This window comes from Streptomyces zagrosensis (genome assembly GCF_014203645.1).
Taxonomy (GTDB): Bacteria; Actinomycetota; Actinomycetes; order Streptomycetales; family Streptomycetaceae; genus Streptomyces; species Streptomyces zagrosensis.
The window spans coordinates 180,976-197,809 of the sequence record NZ_JACHJL010000004.1 but is presented as its reverse complement, the minus strand read 5'-3'; the positions used below and the strand labels follow the sequence as shown (position 1 = coordinate 197,809).

Here is a 16,834-nt window from a genome sequence, read left to right as displayed (position 1 = left end):
CCGGCGTTCGCTGACCGCTGAGGCGGCGGCGCGCGAGGTGCCGGTAAGGCGCCCCGCCGCAGGGACGGGTCCGCCGTGCGGTGACCGCTGCCCCGCTGCCCACGGACAGGCGCCTGGAGCTTGAACACATCGACGCGGGAGACTCGATTCACGTGAATCCGCTGCCCGCCACCGAGTCCGAAGCGGCTTGGGTGGCTTGGAACAACACGGTGAACACCACGGTGAACAACACGGTCCGTGACGGGCTGACGGCCACGCTTCCCGAGCTGATGGAGACACAGACTCGGCGAACACCCGACCACACGGCCGTCATCTATGACCGCACCGCCCTGACTTATCGTGAACTAAACGGCCGTGCTAACCAGTTGGCCCGGACGTTGGTGGCGCGCGGCGCCGGCCCGGAGGACCTGGTGGGCGTGGCGCTGCCGCGCTCGGCCGAGACGCTGGTGGCGTTGTTGGCCGTGGTCAAGTCCGGTGCGGCCTGGGTCCCCATCGATACGGAGTATCCGGCGCCCCGTATCGCGGCACTCCTGTCCTCAGCCGCACCGCTCCTGGTGCTCACCACCGAAGCGGTTGCCCCGGTGTTGCCGGCGCAAACCGAGCGGCTCGTCCTTGACGCCCCGGCCGTTGCCGAGCAGATCGCCGGGCAGCCGGAGCAGGATCTGACGGATGCGGAGCGAGTGGCCCCGCTCGACCCCGGCAACGCTGCCTACGTCATTCACACCTCCGGGTCAACCGGCGCGCCCAAGGGCGTGGTGGTGACGCACGGCGGGTTGGCCAGCCTGGCGGTTGACCACATCGAACGGTTCGCCATCACCGAGGGCGACAGCGTGCTCCAGTTCGCCTCCTTCAACTTCGACTGCTCGGTCGGTGATCTGCTGATGGCGCTGTGCTCCGGCGCGGCCCTGATCATTCGCCCCCAAGACTGCCTGTCAGGGCAGGAGCTCGGCGCGCTCATCGACCGGACGGGCGTCTCCCATGTGACCATCCCGCCCCAGGTCCTCGCGGCCCTGCCGCCCGCCAAGTACCGCACCTTGCGCACCATCGCGACCGCCGGCGATGTGCTCTCGGGCGCGGTCGTCGCCCAGTGGGCGCCGGGGCGGCGGATGTTCAACGCGTACGGGCCGACCGAGGCGACCGTGGACGCCGTGGCGGCCGAAGTCACCGCGGGCACCGCGGGCAGTGACGTACCGCCGATCGGCCGACCCGTGCTCAACACCCAGGTGTACGTGCTGGACGCCGACCTGCGGCCGGTGCCCACGGGCTGCGAGGGCGAGCTGTTCATCGCCGGCGCCGGACTCGCCCGCGGATACCTGCGGCAGCCGGGGCTGACCGCCGAACGGTTCCTACCCTGCCCGTTCGGCAGCCCGGGGCAGCGGATGTACCGCACCGGCGACCTGGTCTTGTGGCGGCCGGACGGCAACCTGGAGTTCCGCGGCCGGGTGGACCAGCAGGTGAAGATCCGCGGCTTTCGTATCGAGCCAGCCGAGGTCGAAGCCGCCCTGAGCGGGCACCCCGACATCGCGGACAGCGTGGCCTTGGCCCGCGAGGACCGGCCGGGCAGCAAACGCCTGGTCGCCTATGCCGTGCCCGTCGAAGGAGCCGCGCCTGACCCGGCCGCGCTGCGCCGCTATGTGACCGAGCGGCTGCCCGATTATCTGGTGCCCAGCGCGATCGTGCTGCTTGACGCATTTCCGCTCAACCGCAACGGCAAGCTGGACCGCGGCAGCCTCCCAGCCCCCGAACTCTCCAGCGCAGCCACCTCCCGCGCACCACGCGGCCCACACGAAGAGTTGCTGTGCGCGCTGTTCGCCGACGTGCTCGGCATCGACCGGGTCGGGCCCGATGACGCGTTCTTCGACCTTGGCGGGGACAGCGTGCTGGCCATCCGCCTCGCGGCCCGCGTCCGCGAGGCGGGCTGGCTGCTCGCGCCGAAGGACGTGTTCGCCCTGCAACGGGTCGCGGCCCTGGCCGAGGTCTTGGAGCCGGTGCCCGCGACGCCACCGGTCGGCACGCCGCAGCCAGCGGCCGATGGCCGGGGCGCACCGTCCGGCCCGGGGCTGCTGGCGCTGAGCCAGGAAGACATCGACGATCTCACGGGGGAATGGGCGAATGAGTTCTGACAGCCGGGGGCTGAGCGACATTTGGCCGCTGTCGCCCTTGCAGGAGGGGATGCTGTTCCTCTCGCTGTACGACGAGCAGGCCGCCGGCATCTACATGCCGCAAATGGTGATCGAGCTCGAAGGGCACGTCGAGGCGGAGTCCCTGCGGCACGCCATCCGCGCTCTGACGGAGCGTCACGCCCCCTTGCGTGCGTGCTTCCGCATGGCCAAGAAGCAGGGCACGCCCGCCCAGCTCATCCCCGCCACCGTGCAGGTACCGCTCCACGAATACGACCTGTCCGGCCTCGCAGAGCCCGAGCGCGACGCCGAGCTCACCCGGCTGATGGCCGCCGACCAGGCGGTCCCGTTCGACCTGGCCAAGCCGCCGCTGCTGCGCTTCACGCTGATCCGACGCACCGCCACGCGCTGGCGGCTGGTGATGACCCACCACCACATCCTGCTCGACGGCTGGTCCATCCCCCCGCTGGTGGACGAGTTGCTGACCCTCTACCGGCAGCGCGGCGCCAGTACCGGCCTGCCCGATGTCGTCCCGTACAAGAGCTACCTGGAATGGCTGGGCAACCAGGATCGGGCCGCGGGGCGCGAGGCGTGGCGCGAGGCGCTCGCCGGTCTCGACGGGCCCACGCTGGTCGCCCCGGACGCCACCGGGCAGGCGGCGGCAGCGCAGCCACGCACGGTGGAGGTCGGGCTTGGCGAGGAGGTCACCGCGGCCCTGACCGCGCGGGCCCGCAGCAGCCTGCTCACCTTGAACACCGTGGTCCAAGGCGCCTGGGCGCTGGCCATCGCCCGCCTCACCGGCCGCGACGACGTGGTCTTCGGCGTCACCGTCTCCAGCCGCCCCGCCGAGGTCCCCGGCGTGGACCGGATCATCGGGCTGCTCATCAACACCGTCCCGGCGCGGCTGCGCGTCACCTCCCGGGCCTCGCTCGCCACGCTGCTCAGCACCCTCCAACACGAGCAGGCCCGACTGCTGCCGCACCACAACCTGGGGCTCACCGAAATTCAGCAACTAGCCGGCTCCGGGCCGCTGTTCGACACCTTGATGGTGTTCCAGAACTACCCGGAGCGGCCCACCGACGACACCGCGCAACCGCGCATCATCGACGCGTACGACATAGACGCCACGCACTACCCGCTCGGCCTGACCGTCCTGCCGGGCCCCGACCTGCGGCTACGCCTTGACCACCAGAGCGATGTGCTCGACGCGGAGAGCGCGGACCGCATCCTTAGCTGGCTGGTGCGGCTGCTGACCGCGTTCGCCGCCGACCCCGACCAGCCGCTGTCCGCGGTCGATCTGCTGGGCCCGACCGAGCGGCAACGCCTCCTGGTCGAGTGGAACGACACCACCCACCCGGTGCCCCCGGTGACGCTGCCCGAACTGTTCGAGGAGCAGGTGGCGCGCACGCCGGACGCGGTCGCCGCGGTGTTCTTAGGCCAGGCGCTGACCTTCGCCGAGCTCAACGAGCGGGCCAACCGGCTGGCCCGGGTGCTCATCGCCCGCGGAGCTGGACCCGAATGCCTGGTGGGCCTGTCGCTGCGGCACTCGGCCGCGATGATGCCCGCGGTGCTCGCCATCCAAAAGACGGGCGCCGCCTATGTGCCCATCGACCCCGAGTACCCCACCTCGCGCATCGCCCACCTGGTCACCGACGCCGCGCCGGTCCTCGTGGTCACCACCAGCCAGGACGCCGCCGCGCTCCCGGCGGGCACCGGCACGCTACTTCTTGACGACCCCGGCATCGCGGAAGAGGCCGCCGGGCAATCCGGCGCGAACCTCACCAACGCCGACCGCACCACACCGCTGGAGCCGGCGCACGCCGCGTACGTGATCTACACCTCCGGCTCGACCGGCACCCCCAAGGGCGTGGTGATCGAGCACCGCAACGCCGTCAACCTCTTCCACAACCACCGCAGCGACTACTTCCGCCCCGCCGCACGCCGGGCCGGCGCCGAGCGGCTGCGGATGGCGCTGGCCGCGTCGATCTCCTTCGACGCGTCGGTGGCGGGCATGATGTGGATGCTCGACGGGCACGAACTGCACCTGGTCGATGACGAATGCCGATACGACCCGGCCGCATTCGTACGCTTCACCCGCGAGCAGCGCATCGACATCGTGGACGTCACCCCGTCCTTCGCCGAGCAACTGCTGCTGGCCGGGCTCCTCGACGGCCGCCATCCCGCTGTGCTCGTGATGGGCGGCGAAGCGATCAGCGAGGCGCTACTCGCCGAGGTCGATGCGGTCCCCGGCCTTGAGACGTACAACTGCTACGGGCCAACCGAGTGCACCGCCGACGCCACCAGCCCGCAGCACATGCGCGGCACCAGCGGGCAAAACATCGGCCGCCCGGTGTGGAACGGCCGCGTATACGTCCTGGACGGCGACTACGCGCCCACCCCCGTTGGCGTCGTCGGCGAACTGTACGTCGCCGGCGCCGGCGTCTCCCGCGGCTACCTCGGCCGCCCGGGGCTGACCGCCGACCGCTACCTGCCATGCCCCTTCGGGACGGGCGAGCGGATGTACCGCACCGGCGACCTGGTGCGCTGGCTGGCCAGCGGCGACCTTGAGTACATCGGGCGCGCCGACGAGCAGGTCAAGATCCGCGGCTTTCGGGTCGAACTCGGCGAGATCGAGGCCGTACTGCACAGCCATGCCGACGTGGCGCAGGCCGCGATACTGGCCCGTGACAGCGCGGGTGGCGGCAGTGCGGGTGGTGGCGGTGCGGGTGGCGGCAAGCAACTCATCGCCTATGTGGTGCCCACCGAACAGGCGGGTGTGGCCCCGACGCTGGGGGCCGGAGAGTTCCCCGCGGCGCTGCGCAGGCACGCCGCCGAGCGGCTGCCCGACTATATGGTCCCGGTCGCCGTCGTGGTGCTTGACGGGCTCCCGCTGACCCCCAACGGCAAGCTGGACCGCAACAGCTTGCCGGCGCCCGAACTCTCCGGACTCGCCACCAGCCGGGCGCCACGCACCGCGTTGGAAGAGACGCTGTGCGGCCTGTTCACCGAAACCCTCGGCGGAGAGCGCATCGGCATCGACGACAGCTTCTTCGACCTGGGCGGCAACTCGCTGCTCGCCATGCGCCTTGCCTCGCGGGTACGCACCGTCTTGGACGCCGAACTCCCGGTCCGAGCCATCTTCGACACACCGACCGTCGCCGACCTCGCCGGACAACTGGGCGACGCCCCGAGCGCGGGCCCTGCCCTACGGCCCATGCCCCGCGGCGCCATCGTACCGGCCTCGTTCGGCCAGCGCCGGCTGTGGTTCTTGGACACCATGGACCCCGAACACTCCCCGTACAAGATCCCCCTGGCCATCCGGCTGGACGGCGACCTCGACCGGGAGGCGCTGGGCCGCGCCCTTTCGGACGTGGTGGAGCGGCACGAGGTGCTGCGCACCGTTTACCCCGAGCACGACGGCGAGCCGCACCAGGTGGTGCTGCCCATCCACGAGGCAACCCCGCAACTCTCGATCGTGCCGACCACCGAGGCAGAGTTGGCCGACGCGGCGGTCGCCGCTACCTTCCAACCCTTCGACCTGCGTTCCCAACCTCCGCTACGTGCCACGCTGTTCACCTTGGCGGAGCGCGCCCACGTGTTGCTCCTGGTCGTGCACCACATCGCGGCCGACGGCTGGTCGATGGGCCCGCTGACCCGAGACCTGTCACAGGCGTACGCGGCACGGCTACGGCAGGCGGCGCCCGACTGGCAGCCGCTGCCCGTCCAGTACGCCGACTACGCCGCCTGGCAGCGGACACGCATCGGCTCCGAAGACGACCCCGGCAGCCTCATCACCCAGCAGCTCACCCACTGGAAGAGCGCCCTGGCCGACCTGCCCGGCGAACTGGCCCTGCCCACCGACCGCCCGCGCCCGGCGACCAGCGGCAACCGTGGCGGAGTCGAACTGTTCACGGTGGACGCCGACCTACACGCGGCCCTCACCCAGCTCGCAGGCCAGCGGCAGGCCAGCTTGTTCATGGTCGTGCAGGCCGCGCTGGCGGCCCTGCTGCACCGGCTCGGCGCCGGCACCGACATCCCCATCGGCACACCGGTAGCAGGCCGCGCCGATACGGCCCTGGACGACCTCGTCGGCTTCTTCGTCAACTCGCTGGTGCTCCGCACCGACGTCAGCGGCGATCCGGCCTTCGGCGAGCTCCTTGAGCGAGTACGGCAAAGCGACCTCGCGGCGTACGCGCACCAGGACGTGCCCTTCGAACGGCTGGTGGAGGTGCTCAACCCGGCGCGCGTGGCCGGCCGCAACCCGCTGTTCCAGGTGGAGTTGGGCGTCCAAGAAAACGCCGATGAAGAACTCGCGTTCCCTGGCCTCACCGCCGCCGTCACACCGGTCGGTGCCGCCGCCGTCCCTTTTGACCTCTCCTTCGAGCTCAGCGCCACCACCCATGCGGCGAGCCCGGCCGGGATGACCGGCAGGCTGGACTACAGCACCGAACTCTTCGACCCGCCCACCGCACGCGCCCTCGTGGAGCGCCTGCTGCGGGTGCTGCGGCACATTGCTGCCCATCCGTCGATCCCGATCGGCGAGATCGACGTACTCGCAGCCGCCGAACGCGACGAGTTGCTGCGCGAGTTCAACCGCAGCGAGCGGCCCACCGACCTGATCGACGTGGTGGCCCGCATCCAGCAGTTCGCCGCCGACACGCCACAGGCCATCGCCCTCGTGGACGACCAGGGCGAGACGGACTACGCCACGCTGGCCGGCCGGGCGTCCGCGCTCACGCGCCGACTGACCTCGGCCGGAGCCGGGCCGAACGCCGTGGTGGCCGTGTTCGCCAAGCGCTCGGCCGCCGTGCCCACCGCCCTCCTCGGCATCCTGGGCGCCGGCGCCGCCTACCTCCCGCTTGACCCCACAGGACCGGCCGCACGCAACGCCGACATGCTCGCCCGCAGCGGCGCGCGCGCCGTGCTCACCGACCCCGCACACGCGGCTGCCGCCGAAGAGTTGGCCGCGGCGGCGGGTGGGGACATACCGGTCCTTGAGTTCGACACGAGCTGCGATGCGCCGGGCGCACTGGCCCAGCCCGTGGGCACCCCCGACGACCTCGCGTACATCCTGTTCACCTCCGGCACCACCGGCCGCCCCAAGGGCGCGATGGTGCACCGCCGCGGAATGAACAACCACCTACTCGCCAAGGTCGAAGACCTCACGCTCACCGCGTCCGACAGCGTGCTGCAAAACGCGCCCCTGAGCTTCGACATCTCCGTCTGGCAGATGCTCACCGCACTCGTCGTCGGCGGGCGCACCCGCATCGCCGGTGACGACCTGGTGGCCGACCCGGACCAACTCTTCGGCCAGGTCGCCGACGAACAGATCACCGGCGTCGAGGTGGTGCCCGCACTGCTGCGCACCGCCCTGGACGGCTGGGACCTCACCGGCGACACACCCCAACTACCGCACCTGCGCTGGTTGATGGTGACGGGTGAGGCCCTGGCGCCTGACCTGTGCGTACGCTGGTTCGAACGCTTCCCCGGCATCCCGCTCATCAACGCGTACGGGCCCACCGAGTGCTCGGATGACGTCACCCACGCCTGGCTGACGGCGGACACGCCGCTGACCACCGGGCAGCGAGTGCCGATCGGCCGCGTCATCCGCAACACCCAGCTCTACGTCCTGGACCCGCACCTCCGTCCGGTCGCGCTCGGCGCGGTGGGCGAGTTGTACGTCGGCGGCACCGGCGTCGGCTACGGCTACATCGGCGACCCGGCCAAGACGGCCGACGCCTTCCTCCCCGATCCCTTCTCCGGACAGCGCGGTGCGCGGCTGTACCGAACCGGTGACCAGGTGCGCTATCGGCCAGGCGGGCACCTGGAGTTCCTGGGCCGCAACGACCACCAGGTCAAGATCCGCGGCCAGCGCATCGAACTCGCCGAGGTGGAAAGCGCGTTGCGCGCCACCGATGGCGTACGCGATGCCGTCGTCACCGTCCGCACCGAACCCGCCGGGCACCACCGACTGATCGGCTACTACACCGGCGACGCCGCACCGGACACGGTCCGCGCCGGCATCACCGGCGCCCTCACCACCGCCATGATCCCCTCCGTGCTCATCTCGCTGGCGGCCCTGCCACTGAGCGACAACGGCAAGGTGGACCGCAAGCAACTGCCCGAGCCAGACCTGCCTGCCGCCGGCACCGGACGCGCCCCCGCCACCGAGCGCGAGAAGGCGCTGTGCGCCATCTTCGCCGAGGTGCTCGGCGTGCCATCGGTCGGCGTGGACGACGACTTCTTCGACCTCGGCGGCCACTCCCTGCTCGCCACCCGACTCGCCGCCCGGGTGCGCGCGGCCCTGGGCGTACGCCTCCCGGTGCGGCTGCTGTTCGAGGCGCCCACCGTCGCGGGCCTCGCCGTGTGCCTGGGCACCGACGACCGCGCGGCCGGCCTCGGCGTACTGCTGCCGCTGCGCCGCACCGGCAGCCGGCCCCCGCTGTTCTGCATCCACCCGGCCAGCGGCCTGGCCTGGCCCTACGCCCGGTTGGTCGGCCTGCTCGACGCCGAACAGCCCCTCTACGGACTCCAGGCCGCAAGCCTGACCCGCCCCGACCTGGCGCCCGCCACCACGGCCGAGATGGCCGCCGACTACGCCGAGCAGATCCGTACGGTCCAACCAGATGGCCCGTACCACCTGCTCGGCTGGTCCTGGGGCGGCCGGATCGCCCACGAGGTCGCGGTGCACCTGCGCCAACTCGGCCAACAGGTCGCCCTGGTGGCGATCTTGGACGCGGAGCCGTACGCCGACGAGCCCGGGGCGCTGCCCGACGAGGAAGAGTTCGTCGCACACCTGGTGCACGAGGCAGGTCTTGACCGCAGCGCGCTGGGGGACCAGCCGCTGACCCTCGACGCGCTGCGGGAGGCCATCGGCGACGGCGGCACCCCCGCGGCCAGGGCGCTCGCCGCCGCGGGCTCCCCCCTGGCCGCCCTGGAAGCGGACACGCTGCGAGCGGTGTACACCACCTTCCGCAATGAGGCAGGCATCGGCGCGGAGCCACCGGCCCGCCCGTACGACGGCGATCTGCTGTTCTTCACGGCCGGGCGCGACATGCCACAGGAAGGCTCGCTGGCCGGGCTGTGGAAGCCGTACGTCACCGGCCGGGTCCTGGACCACGTGGTCGATTGCCACCACCTGCACATGACCGCCCCCGGGCCGCTCGCCGAGATCGCGGCCGTCATCGAAAAGCACCTCAGCACGGTGGAGGGTGCCGCGCCCCGGCGCCCATAGGGAAGCTCCGATAACCGCTGCCCCGACCACGTGAAAGCGGCTCGCCGGGGAGCAGACGCCATCCGCCGCTGGCGCCCGCTTCCTGGGGGCCGGGCCAACCGAGCACGTCCGTCACGCCCATCAACCGAGCTGTCAGGTGTGGACCGGCCTGGTCCCGCGACGATCTCGCGGGCCAGGCAGAAGGACAGACATGATCTTCGAAAGAGCCTCCGATGTCGTCATGGACGACGTCTTCCTCCGCCTGCCCGGCTTCCTCGCTACCAGCGAGGTATTTCTCAAGCTGGAGGGCCTCAACCCCGCGGGGTCGGTCAAGCTCAAGACCGCCGTCGCCCTGATCGAGTCGCTGGAGCGAGCAGGCTCGCTGCATCCCGGCTCCCGCATCATCGAGTCATCGTCGGGCAACCTCGGCGTCGCCCTGTCGGTGGCGTGCACGGCGAAGGGTTACGCGCTCACCGTGGTCACCGACCCCAATGCCGCCCGGCACTCCATCCGCGTGATGGAGAGCCTGGGCACCGATGTGGTGGTGGTGACGACCCGGGACGCGCAGGGCGGCTTCCTGCACACCCGGATCAACTACATTCACCAGCGCCTTGCCCAGGACCCGGACCTGGTGTGGCTCAACCAGTACGCCAACCCCGCCGGGGTGCGGGCCCACCGCGACCGGACCGCCGCCGCCATCCACGAGGGGCTCGGCACCGTGGATGCGCTGTTCGTCGGCGTCGGCACCACCGGCACCCTGATGGGCTGCGTCGAGTATTTCGCCGAACACAGCCCGACCACCCGCGTCGTCGCCGTGGACTCGGTGGGCTCGGTCACCTTCGGTATGCCAGCGGCCCCCCGCTTCATCCCCGGCCTCGGTGCCAGCCGGCGGCCCGAACTCTTCGCCGACACCGGCCGCTTCGAAAAGACCCTCATCGCGGAGGCCGACACGGTGGCGATGTGCCGCCGGGTCGCCGAGCGGTACGGGCTGCTGGTCGGTGGCTCGACCGGCACCGTACTCGCCGCCGTGCAGCAGTTCGCCCCGACGCTGCCCGAAGGGTCCCGGGTAGCCGTCATCTCGCCGGACCTGGGCGACAAGTACGTGGACACCGTCTACTCCGACACCTGGGTCGCCGAGCGCTACACCGACGTCCCCGAACTGGCCGGCCTCGGCCCCATCGCCACCACCTAAGCCTCCACGGGCCCGAGCGCCGCCGAGGCCAATCCTTGATCAAGCCCGAGCCCCGATCAGCCCGAGCCCCGATCAGCCAAGCTCCAAGGCCCGCACCGCGTCAAGCCTGCCCCCCGACCAGCCGAACTCTCACCAGCCGAACCACCCAGACCAGCCCGTACCGCAAACAGCCTGTACTCCACACAGCCCGAAAGCCCGAAAGCCCGAAAAGGAAACGCCCATGTCCCACTTCTTCGTCGTCCCCGGTGCGGCCGTGTCCACCGTCCTGGCCGGAGCGCACAAGGACGTCCTGCGCATCGTCGCCGAGACCTACGTCGCCCACGAGCAGGGACTTTCGGTCAACCCCGACAGCTACTTCCTGCGCTTCCCCGACAAGCCCAACGCGCGGGTCATCGCGCTGCCCTCCTACCTCGGCGGCGAGGTGGACACCATCGGCATGAAGTGGATCGCCAGCTTCCCCGACAACATCAAGGAGGGACTGCCGCGCGCCTCGGCAACGCTGCTGCTCAACGACTACGCCACCGGCTACCCGCTGGCCTGCCTTGAGGCCGCGGGCATCAGCGCGGTACGCACCGCAGCCTCCGCTGCCGTCGCGGCCTCCGAGCTGATCACCGGCACCGAGCCGGTGCGGCTCGCGGTCGTGGGCGCGGGCGTTATCGCCCGCACGATCATCGACTATCTGCACGCGGGCGGCGTACAGGTCGCCGAGGTGCTGGTGCACGACCTAGACGCCACCAGCGCGGGTCACCTGAGCGAGCACGCCGCCGCGCGCTTCGGCGTCCCGGTCAGCATCGGCACCCTGGACGACGCCCTCGACAGGGACCTGGTGGTCTTCGCGACCACGGCCGCCGCCCCATACGTGCCCGCGGACACCGCGCTGCGCCCCGGACAGGTCCTCTTGAACGTGTCCCTGCGTGACATCGCCCCAGAACTCCTCCTGGGCAGCAACAACATCGTGGACGACGTGGATCACTGCCTCAAGGCCCAAACGTCCCCCCACCTGGCCGAACAGCTCACCGGTGGCCGCGAGTTCATCACCGGCACCCTGGGCGCCCTGCTCCAGGGCGATGTCACCATCGACCCCGACAAGCCGACCGTCTTCTCCCCGTTCGGCCTTGGCATCCTCGATCTCGCCGTTGGCCACCACGTCCTCCACGAGGCGAAGCGGCAGGGCAGCGCCATCGACATCCCGGACTTCATCGGCGAAACCAAGCGCTGGTAGCCCATCAGCGGCAGGAGGCACAGGGGTGACGACCTCTCCTCATGACATCGATGTAACGGCCCCCGGGTCGGGCGTGGCGGCGAATGCGTTCGTCCCACGCTCGGCCCCGGCGCCCGGTATCGGCGCCGTGCCGCGGCGCGGACGAGTGCCAACGGACCAGCAGGTGTCGCCCGAGATGGACATTCAGCAACTCGCGGCCCTCGCGCCCCTGGAGCCGGGTGTCCTGGAGGTCTACGAGCACGCAACGCGCACCACCAGCATCGCCCTGCCCGAACTCGTCCACCTCACCGGTCGTTCGGAGGACGACGTCGTGAGCTCCGTACAGGTGCTACTGCGGCTACGGCTGCTGCGACCGGCGCAGGGCGATGCGACCAAGCTGACCGCCGTCTCTCCCGACAGCGCAGAACTACACGTACTCAAGCCCGCCGCCCGGAAGGTCGCGGAACTCCAAGAGGCGCTGGCGCACGTACGGGGCGAGTTGTCGTCCCTGTCGGACCTGTACCACGACGGGGTCGTGCACCGGCTGCGCGGGGAGAGCACCGAGATCATCACCGGGCTCGGCACCGTACGGGCGTGTGTGGACGACCTGGTGGCGGGCGCGACACACGAAATCCTCACTGCCAGGCCTGGCGGCGGTAGCCCGCAGGACACCCGCTGGGAGCCACTTGAGCGCGCCGAGCCGGCACTCGCCAGGGGCGGCGGCCCGCACCTGCGTACGCTCTACCAGCACACCGCGCAGTTCAGCCCCGCGACGGTCGCCCGCGTCGAGCGATTGACCGACCTTGGGGCGCAGGCCAGGACGCTGGGTGACCGATTCGGCCGGGCCATGATCTTCGACCGCGACATCGCCGTCATCCCGCTGCGCGGCGACCCCTGCGGCGCGGTGATCGTCCGGGACCCGAGCACCGTGGACTTCCTGGTCAACACCTTCGAACGGCTGTGGGCCCAGGCGACACCCTTCCCCGCCACCCTGGGCCGCCAACAGGCCATCGCCGCGTCGGACGCCATGAAGTCCGACATCATCCGGCTGCTCATCGCGGGCGAGGACGACAAGGCCATCGCCCGCCGGATGGGCATGTCGGTACGGACCTGCCAGCGCCACATCAACGAGATCATGAAGCGCCTCGGCGCCCGCAACCGCATGAGCGCCGGCTACCTCCTGCGCCAATTCGAGTACGACAACGGCGCTTACGAAGGCGCCCCCGCGAGCCCCGCCCCTGCGCACGGTCCCGTCGGTGACCGCGACCCCGTCGGTGACCGCGACCCCGGCGGCCCTGCCCAGGCGGATGTCCGCGGTCGCTTCGATGGCCCGGGGTGCCCCGGTAGCCACGGTGATGCGGTGGCGGGTGCCTGACCTGGGCACTGTTCGCCGTGTCGGCCAAGGAAGGTACGCGCGGCCTGACGTGCACGCGTGCATTTCTAGCCCTCAGTGAGCACGGCCGCCGTGCGAGGGCATTGGCCGGGCCCGACCCAAAGCCGTACGCGCCTTTTGTCAGCGCCCCCGCGCCAGGGGAGCCGCGCCAGCGGGGCGGGTCGGTTGGTTGGTCGGTCGGTCAGGCTGGTCGTACGGGGCGGGCTCAGGTCAGCACGCGTCCCAATGCCACGTGCTGCCCTCGCGCGTCCACGGCTGGGCCTTTCGTTCGAACTGCGGCACTCCGACGCCGTAGCTCACCCGGGCCATGTCGCCGCTGATCTGGTCCACGCTGATGGTCTTGATCGTGAGCGTCCCGTAATCGTTCTTCGCCTGCTTGGCCATCGTCGCGAACTGTTCCTTCGACAACTCGCTCTGGCAGCGCTTCGACAGCAGGTCGTGCCCGTTGGGGTCGCCGCCGAACAGGGCTTTGGTGTAGCTCCGTACGCTCCGCTTCAGCGCGGCGCTTTCGTCACCGCTGCCGTTGCTGTCATCGGTGGTGTCACCCTCGGCATCGTCAGCATCCGTAGCGCCGCCGGGCGCGGACGAGTTGCTGTTCTTGCCGCGGGCCGCGGGCTTGTCGCCGTCACTGTCGCTGCCGCACGCGGCGAGCGGCGTACAGAGCAGCGCGGCAACGGCAGCAGCGGCGGCGGTACGGATACGCATGGGGGACCCCAGGGGTGGTGGTGAGCGGTGGCGTGTGGGGGACGGGCAGCGTATCCGGTGTTGCAGGTGGCCCTTACGGCACCTCTCTACGCAGTGGCGTGCGGCGTCCCGTGAGCCAGCAGCCGTGGCCTCAGGTCAGGAAGTCCGAGCACACATAGGTTCCGGACCGTCCGCCCTGCGGCTGCACCGTGACCGGGATGTCGTCGGCCCATGTCGTGCCGCTGTCATCGGCCATGGCGCGCGCCCGCGCGATGCTGCACACCAACTGGCCCGCCAGGTTCCGGTTGCCCAGGCCCGAGGTGGAGACCTCCGCCCACGGGACACGCACCGTCACTGCGTCTTTGGCTCCGGCCCTGTTGACCGTGCCCTGGTAACCAATTTGCGGCATCAGCAAGGTGGTGAGCCCGGATTCGCGTTCTGCCGGTGTCGGTCCGCTCACGAGGAGTTTGATGACGCCGTTGGGGTCGGTGACCTTGTCCGCGGGCATGTCGGGGCGCGCGACGGCCTCCAAGCGTCCCGCTGACGAGACGAAGTACAGGCGCAGCCCCTTGGTCAGCCCATCGGCGGCCTTGCCGCCGTCCAGCACGCCGGTGGGGGGCACTCCGCAGCCAGCGAGCAGCGCGGCCGTCAGCGCTGTCAGGGTGGCTCCCATCGGCTGGCGCGCGCTTTTCATTGCTCCTCCTCGCAAGCGGGCCGCCGGGGCAGCCGCAGCGTGAACACCGCTCCGCCGTGCAGTCCGTTGACAGCGTCGATGGTGCCGCCGTGCAGTCGTGCGTTCTCCAGCGCGATGGCGGTGCCGAGTCCGCTTCCCTCCGAGCGAGTACGCGCGGTGTCCGCCTTGTAGAAGCGGTCGAAGACGTGGGCGAGGACCTCGGGCGGCAGTCCGGGACCTTGGTCGGCGACCTCGATCGTCACCCAGTCGCCTGCCGGATCGATGGCCAACGTGAGCGTCACGGGTTCGGCTCCGTGTCGCAGCGCGTTGCCCACGAGGTTGGCGACGATGACATCGATACGCCGCCGATCCACCAACTCCCTTATCCCGTCCGGCAGTTGGCAGTGTGCTTGGTCGCTCCAGCCGCGTAGGGACAGCGTGGCGCGGACGGCTTCCGCAAGGTCGGTGGCGGTCAGGTTGAGTCGGGCCGCTCCTGAGTCGAAGCGTGACATCTCTATCAGGTCATCCACGAGTCGGGTGAGTCGGCTGGTCTCCGCGCTGACCGTGCGGGCGGCGTGGGCGGTATCCGGTGGCAGCGTTTCCGCGTCCTCGTCGAGGATGGTGGCGACCATGGTCATCGCGGTCAACGGGGTGCGTAGTTCGTGCGAGACGTCGGCGACGAAGCGCTTCGCTCGCGCGTCCTGCTCGCGCAGTTCGGCCACGGACGCCTCCAGGGCCTGCGCCGTCTTGTTGAAGTCCCTTGCCAGGTCGGCGAGTTCATCGTGTCCCCGCACTTTGACCCGGGACGTGAGGTCACCGGCCGCGTGCCGCCGAGAGGCCCGCCCCAGTTCGCGTACCGGACGCAGCACGGTGCCGGCGGCAAGGAGCGCGAGGACGGTGGCCAACAGCACCACTGGCACGATGCCATCGCGTACCGCGTCGAGCACCCCCGCCGTGTCCTCGCGCTCCGCGCGCAGTGAGGTGATGGCGAAGACGTCGAGGCCGGACGGCGCCGCCGAGTCGAAGGTGACCGGGGTGCCCACGACCAGATAGGGGCTGCCGTGCCAGTCAACCCGCTGCAAGCTCATGCGGTTGCGGGTGCGCACTGCCTCGCGCAGGGCGGGCGTGATCCGCGTACGGTCGGCGGACGCGTGGGATGACGCCGTACGGGAACGGTACTGGGCCACGACGACGGCGTGGCCGCCGAGCCCGTCCGCGATGCCGGTCGCGAAGCGGGTGAGGGAGACCTCGTTGGCGGGGACGTCGAAGTCCGCGGCGGCCTGTTCGACGCGGTACTTGAAGTCGTTGCGTACCGCGTCCTGTTTGCGCTCAAGGACGGCGGTGCGGGACGCGCGGTAGGCGAGCGCGGTCGCGGTGACCGCGCTGACCAGGGCGATCAGCACGAAGGCGACCACGAGCCGGGTGCGCAGCCCGCCGAGTCTTCGCAGCCCGCGGATACGGGGCCGGCGCCCGCTGACATGAGGCCGGCGTGCGCGGGCACGGGGAAGGCGGAGGGATATCCGGGGACGGCGGATGCTCACGTTGGCCCGAAGCGGTAGCCGAAGCCTCGTACCGTTTGGATGTAGCGCGGCCGTGCGGGTACGTCCTCGATCTTGGCGCGAAGCCTGCCGACCGCCGCGTCCACCAGGCGCGAGTCCCCCAGGAAGTCGTGCTCCCAAACGGATTGCAGCAACTGTTCGCGGCTGAAGACGCGGGCCGGACAAGCGGAGAGTTCGAGCAGGAGGCGCAGTTCGGTGGGCGGCAGGGCGATCGGCGTAGCGCGCTTGGTGACGGTGAGCCCGGCCCGGTCGATGATCAGGCCCGCGTGGTCCTCGCCGCGGGCCGACGCGGCTGGTTCGGCCCGTCGTAGCGCCGCCCGGATTCTGGCTTCCAAAACCGGCGCGGTCACCGGCTTGACCACGTAGTCGTCGGCGCCCGCCTCCAGGCCCCGCACGATGTCGCTGTCGTCGCCGCGTGCAGTGAGCATGATCACGGGCAGCGTCGAGCCGGCGGCGCGCAGTTGGCGACAGACCTCGAAGCCGTCGATGCCCGGCAGCATCAGGTCGAGCACGGCGAGTTCGACGGCCGTGCCCACCGGGCCGGCCAGCAGGGCGAGGGCGTCCTCCCCGGTGGCGGCCGTATCGACGGCGTAGCCGTGCCGGCGCAGCACCAGTTCCATGCCGTCGCGTACGGACACGTCGTCCTCGATCAGCAGCACATGGGGCATGCAGCCGATTATGCGCGACGGTTTGCCCAGTTCAGGCCCGGCATGGGCGAGCGATGCGGCGGTCTCGCGCATTGTTACGTGCTCATCATGTGGCCATGGACCGGTCACCATGTACGGGGCCGACGGTGATC

At 70.7% G+C, this 16,834-nt stretch carries 9 protein-coding genes; 5 read left to right on the top strand and 4 right to left on the bottom strand.

Annotated elements, in window-relative coordinates:
- Positions 1-80 precede the first annotated feature (80 nt).
- The 5 genes from FHS42_RS09850 to FHS42_RS38570 all read left to right on the top strand — a co-directional run bounded on the left by FHS42_RS09850 (position 81) and on the right by FHS42_RS38570 (position 13,101).
- Complete coding sequence (locus FHS42_RS09850) at positions 81-2,123, top strand: non-ribosomal peptide synthetase (protein WP_184571097.1); 2,043 nt, start codon at positions 81-83, stop codon at positions 2,121-2,123.
- A complete protein-coding gene (locus FHS42_RS09845; RefSeq protein ID WP_184571095.1) occupies positions 2,113-9,354 on the top strand; it encodes a non-ribosomal peptide synthetase in 7,242 nt (2,413 codons plus the stop codon). The genes FHS42_RS09850 and FHS42_RS09845 overlap by 11 nt, the downstream gene beginning before the upstream one ends.
- A gap of 190 nt (positions 9,355-9,544) precedes the next feature.
- Positions 9,545-10,525 carry a 2,3-diaminopropionate biosynthesis protein SbnA gene (gene sbnA, locus FHS42_RS09840; RefSeq protein WP_184571094.1) on the top strand — a complete coding sequence of 327 codons (981 nt, stop codon included), beginning with the start codon at positions 9,545-9,547 and terminating at the stop codon, positions 10,523-10,525.
- A 220-nt stretch (positions 10,526-10,745) separates the two neighbouring features.
- On the top strand, positions 10,746-11,747 hold the full coding sequence (gene sbnB / locus FHS42_RS09835) for a 2,3-diaminopropionate biosynthesis protein SbnB (RefSeq protein ID WP_184571092.1): 1,002 nt from the start codon (positions 10,746-10,748) through the stop codon (positions 11,745-11,747).
- Positions 11,748-11,772: 25 nt separating this feature from the next.
- Positions 11,773-13,101 (top strand): helix-turn-helix domain-containing protein, encoded by a 1,329-nt coding sequence (locus tag FHS42_RS38570; protein ID WP_184571090.1) that lies wholly within the window; start codon positions 11,773-11,775, stop codon positions 13,099-13,101.
- A 228-nt stretch (positions 13,102-13,329) separates the two neighbouring features.
- Here the strand turns inward: FHS42_RS38570 and FHS42_RS09825 are convergent, their stop codons facing one another.
- The 4 genes from FHS42_RS09825 to FHS42_RS09810 form a co-directional block, all read right to left on the bottom strand.
- The gene (locus tag FHS42_RS09825) at positions 13,330-13,824 is read right to left on the bottom strand and encodes a hypothetical protein (RefSeq protein WP_184571088.1); all 495 of its coding nucleotides are present in this window, start codon (positions 13,822-13,824) and stop codon (positions 13,330-13,332) included.
- Between the two features lie 130 nt (positions 13,825-13,954).
- Positions 13,955-14,497: a hypothetical protein gene (locus FHS42_RS09820; RefSeq protein WP_184571086.1), complete on the bottom strand. Its 543-nt coding sequence runs from the start codon at positions 14,495-14,497 to the stop codon at positions 13,955-13,957.
- A complete protein-coding gene (locus FHS42_RS09815; RefSeq protein ID WP_376772557.1) occupies positions 14,494-15,891 on the bottom strand; it encodes an ATP-binding protein in 1,398 nt (465 codons plus the stop codon). The genes FHS42_RS09820 and FHS42_RS09815 overlap by 4 nt, the downstream gene beginning before the upstream one ends.
- Positions 15,892-16,013: 122 nt before the next feature.
- A complete protein-coding gene (locus FHS42_RS09810) occupies positions 16,014-16,703 on the bottom strand; it encodes a response regulator transcription factor (RefSeq protein WP_184571084.1) in 690 nt (229 codons plus the stop codon).
- Positions 16,704-16,834 lie beyond the last annotated feature (131 nt).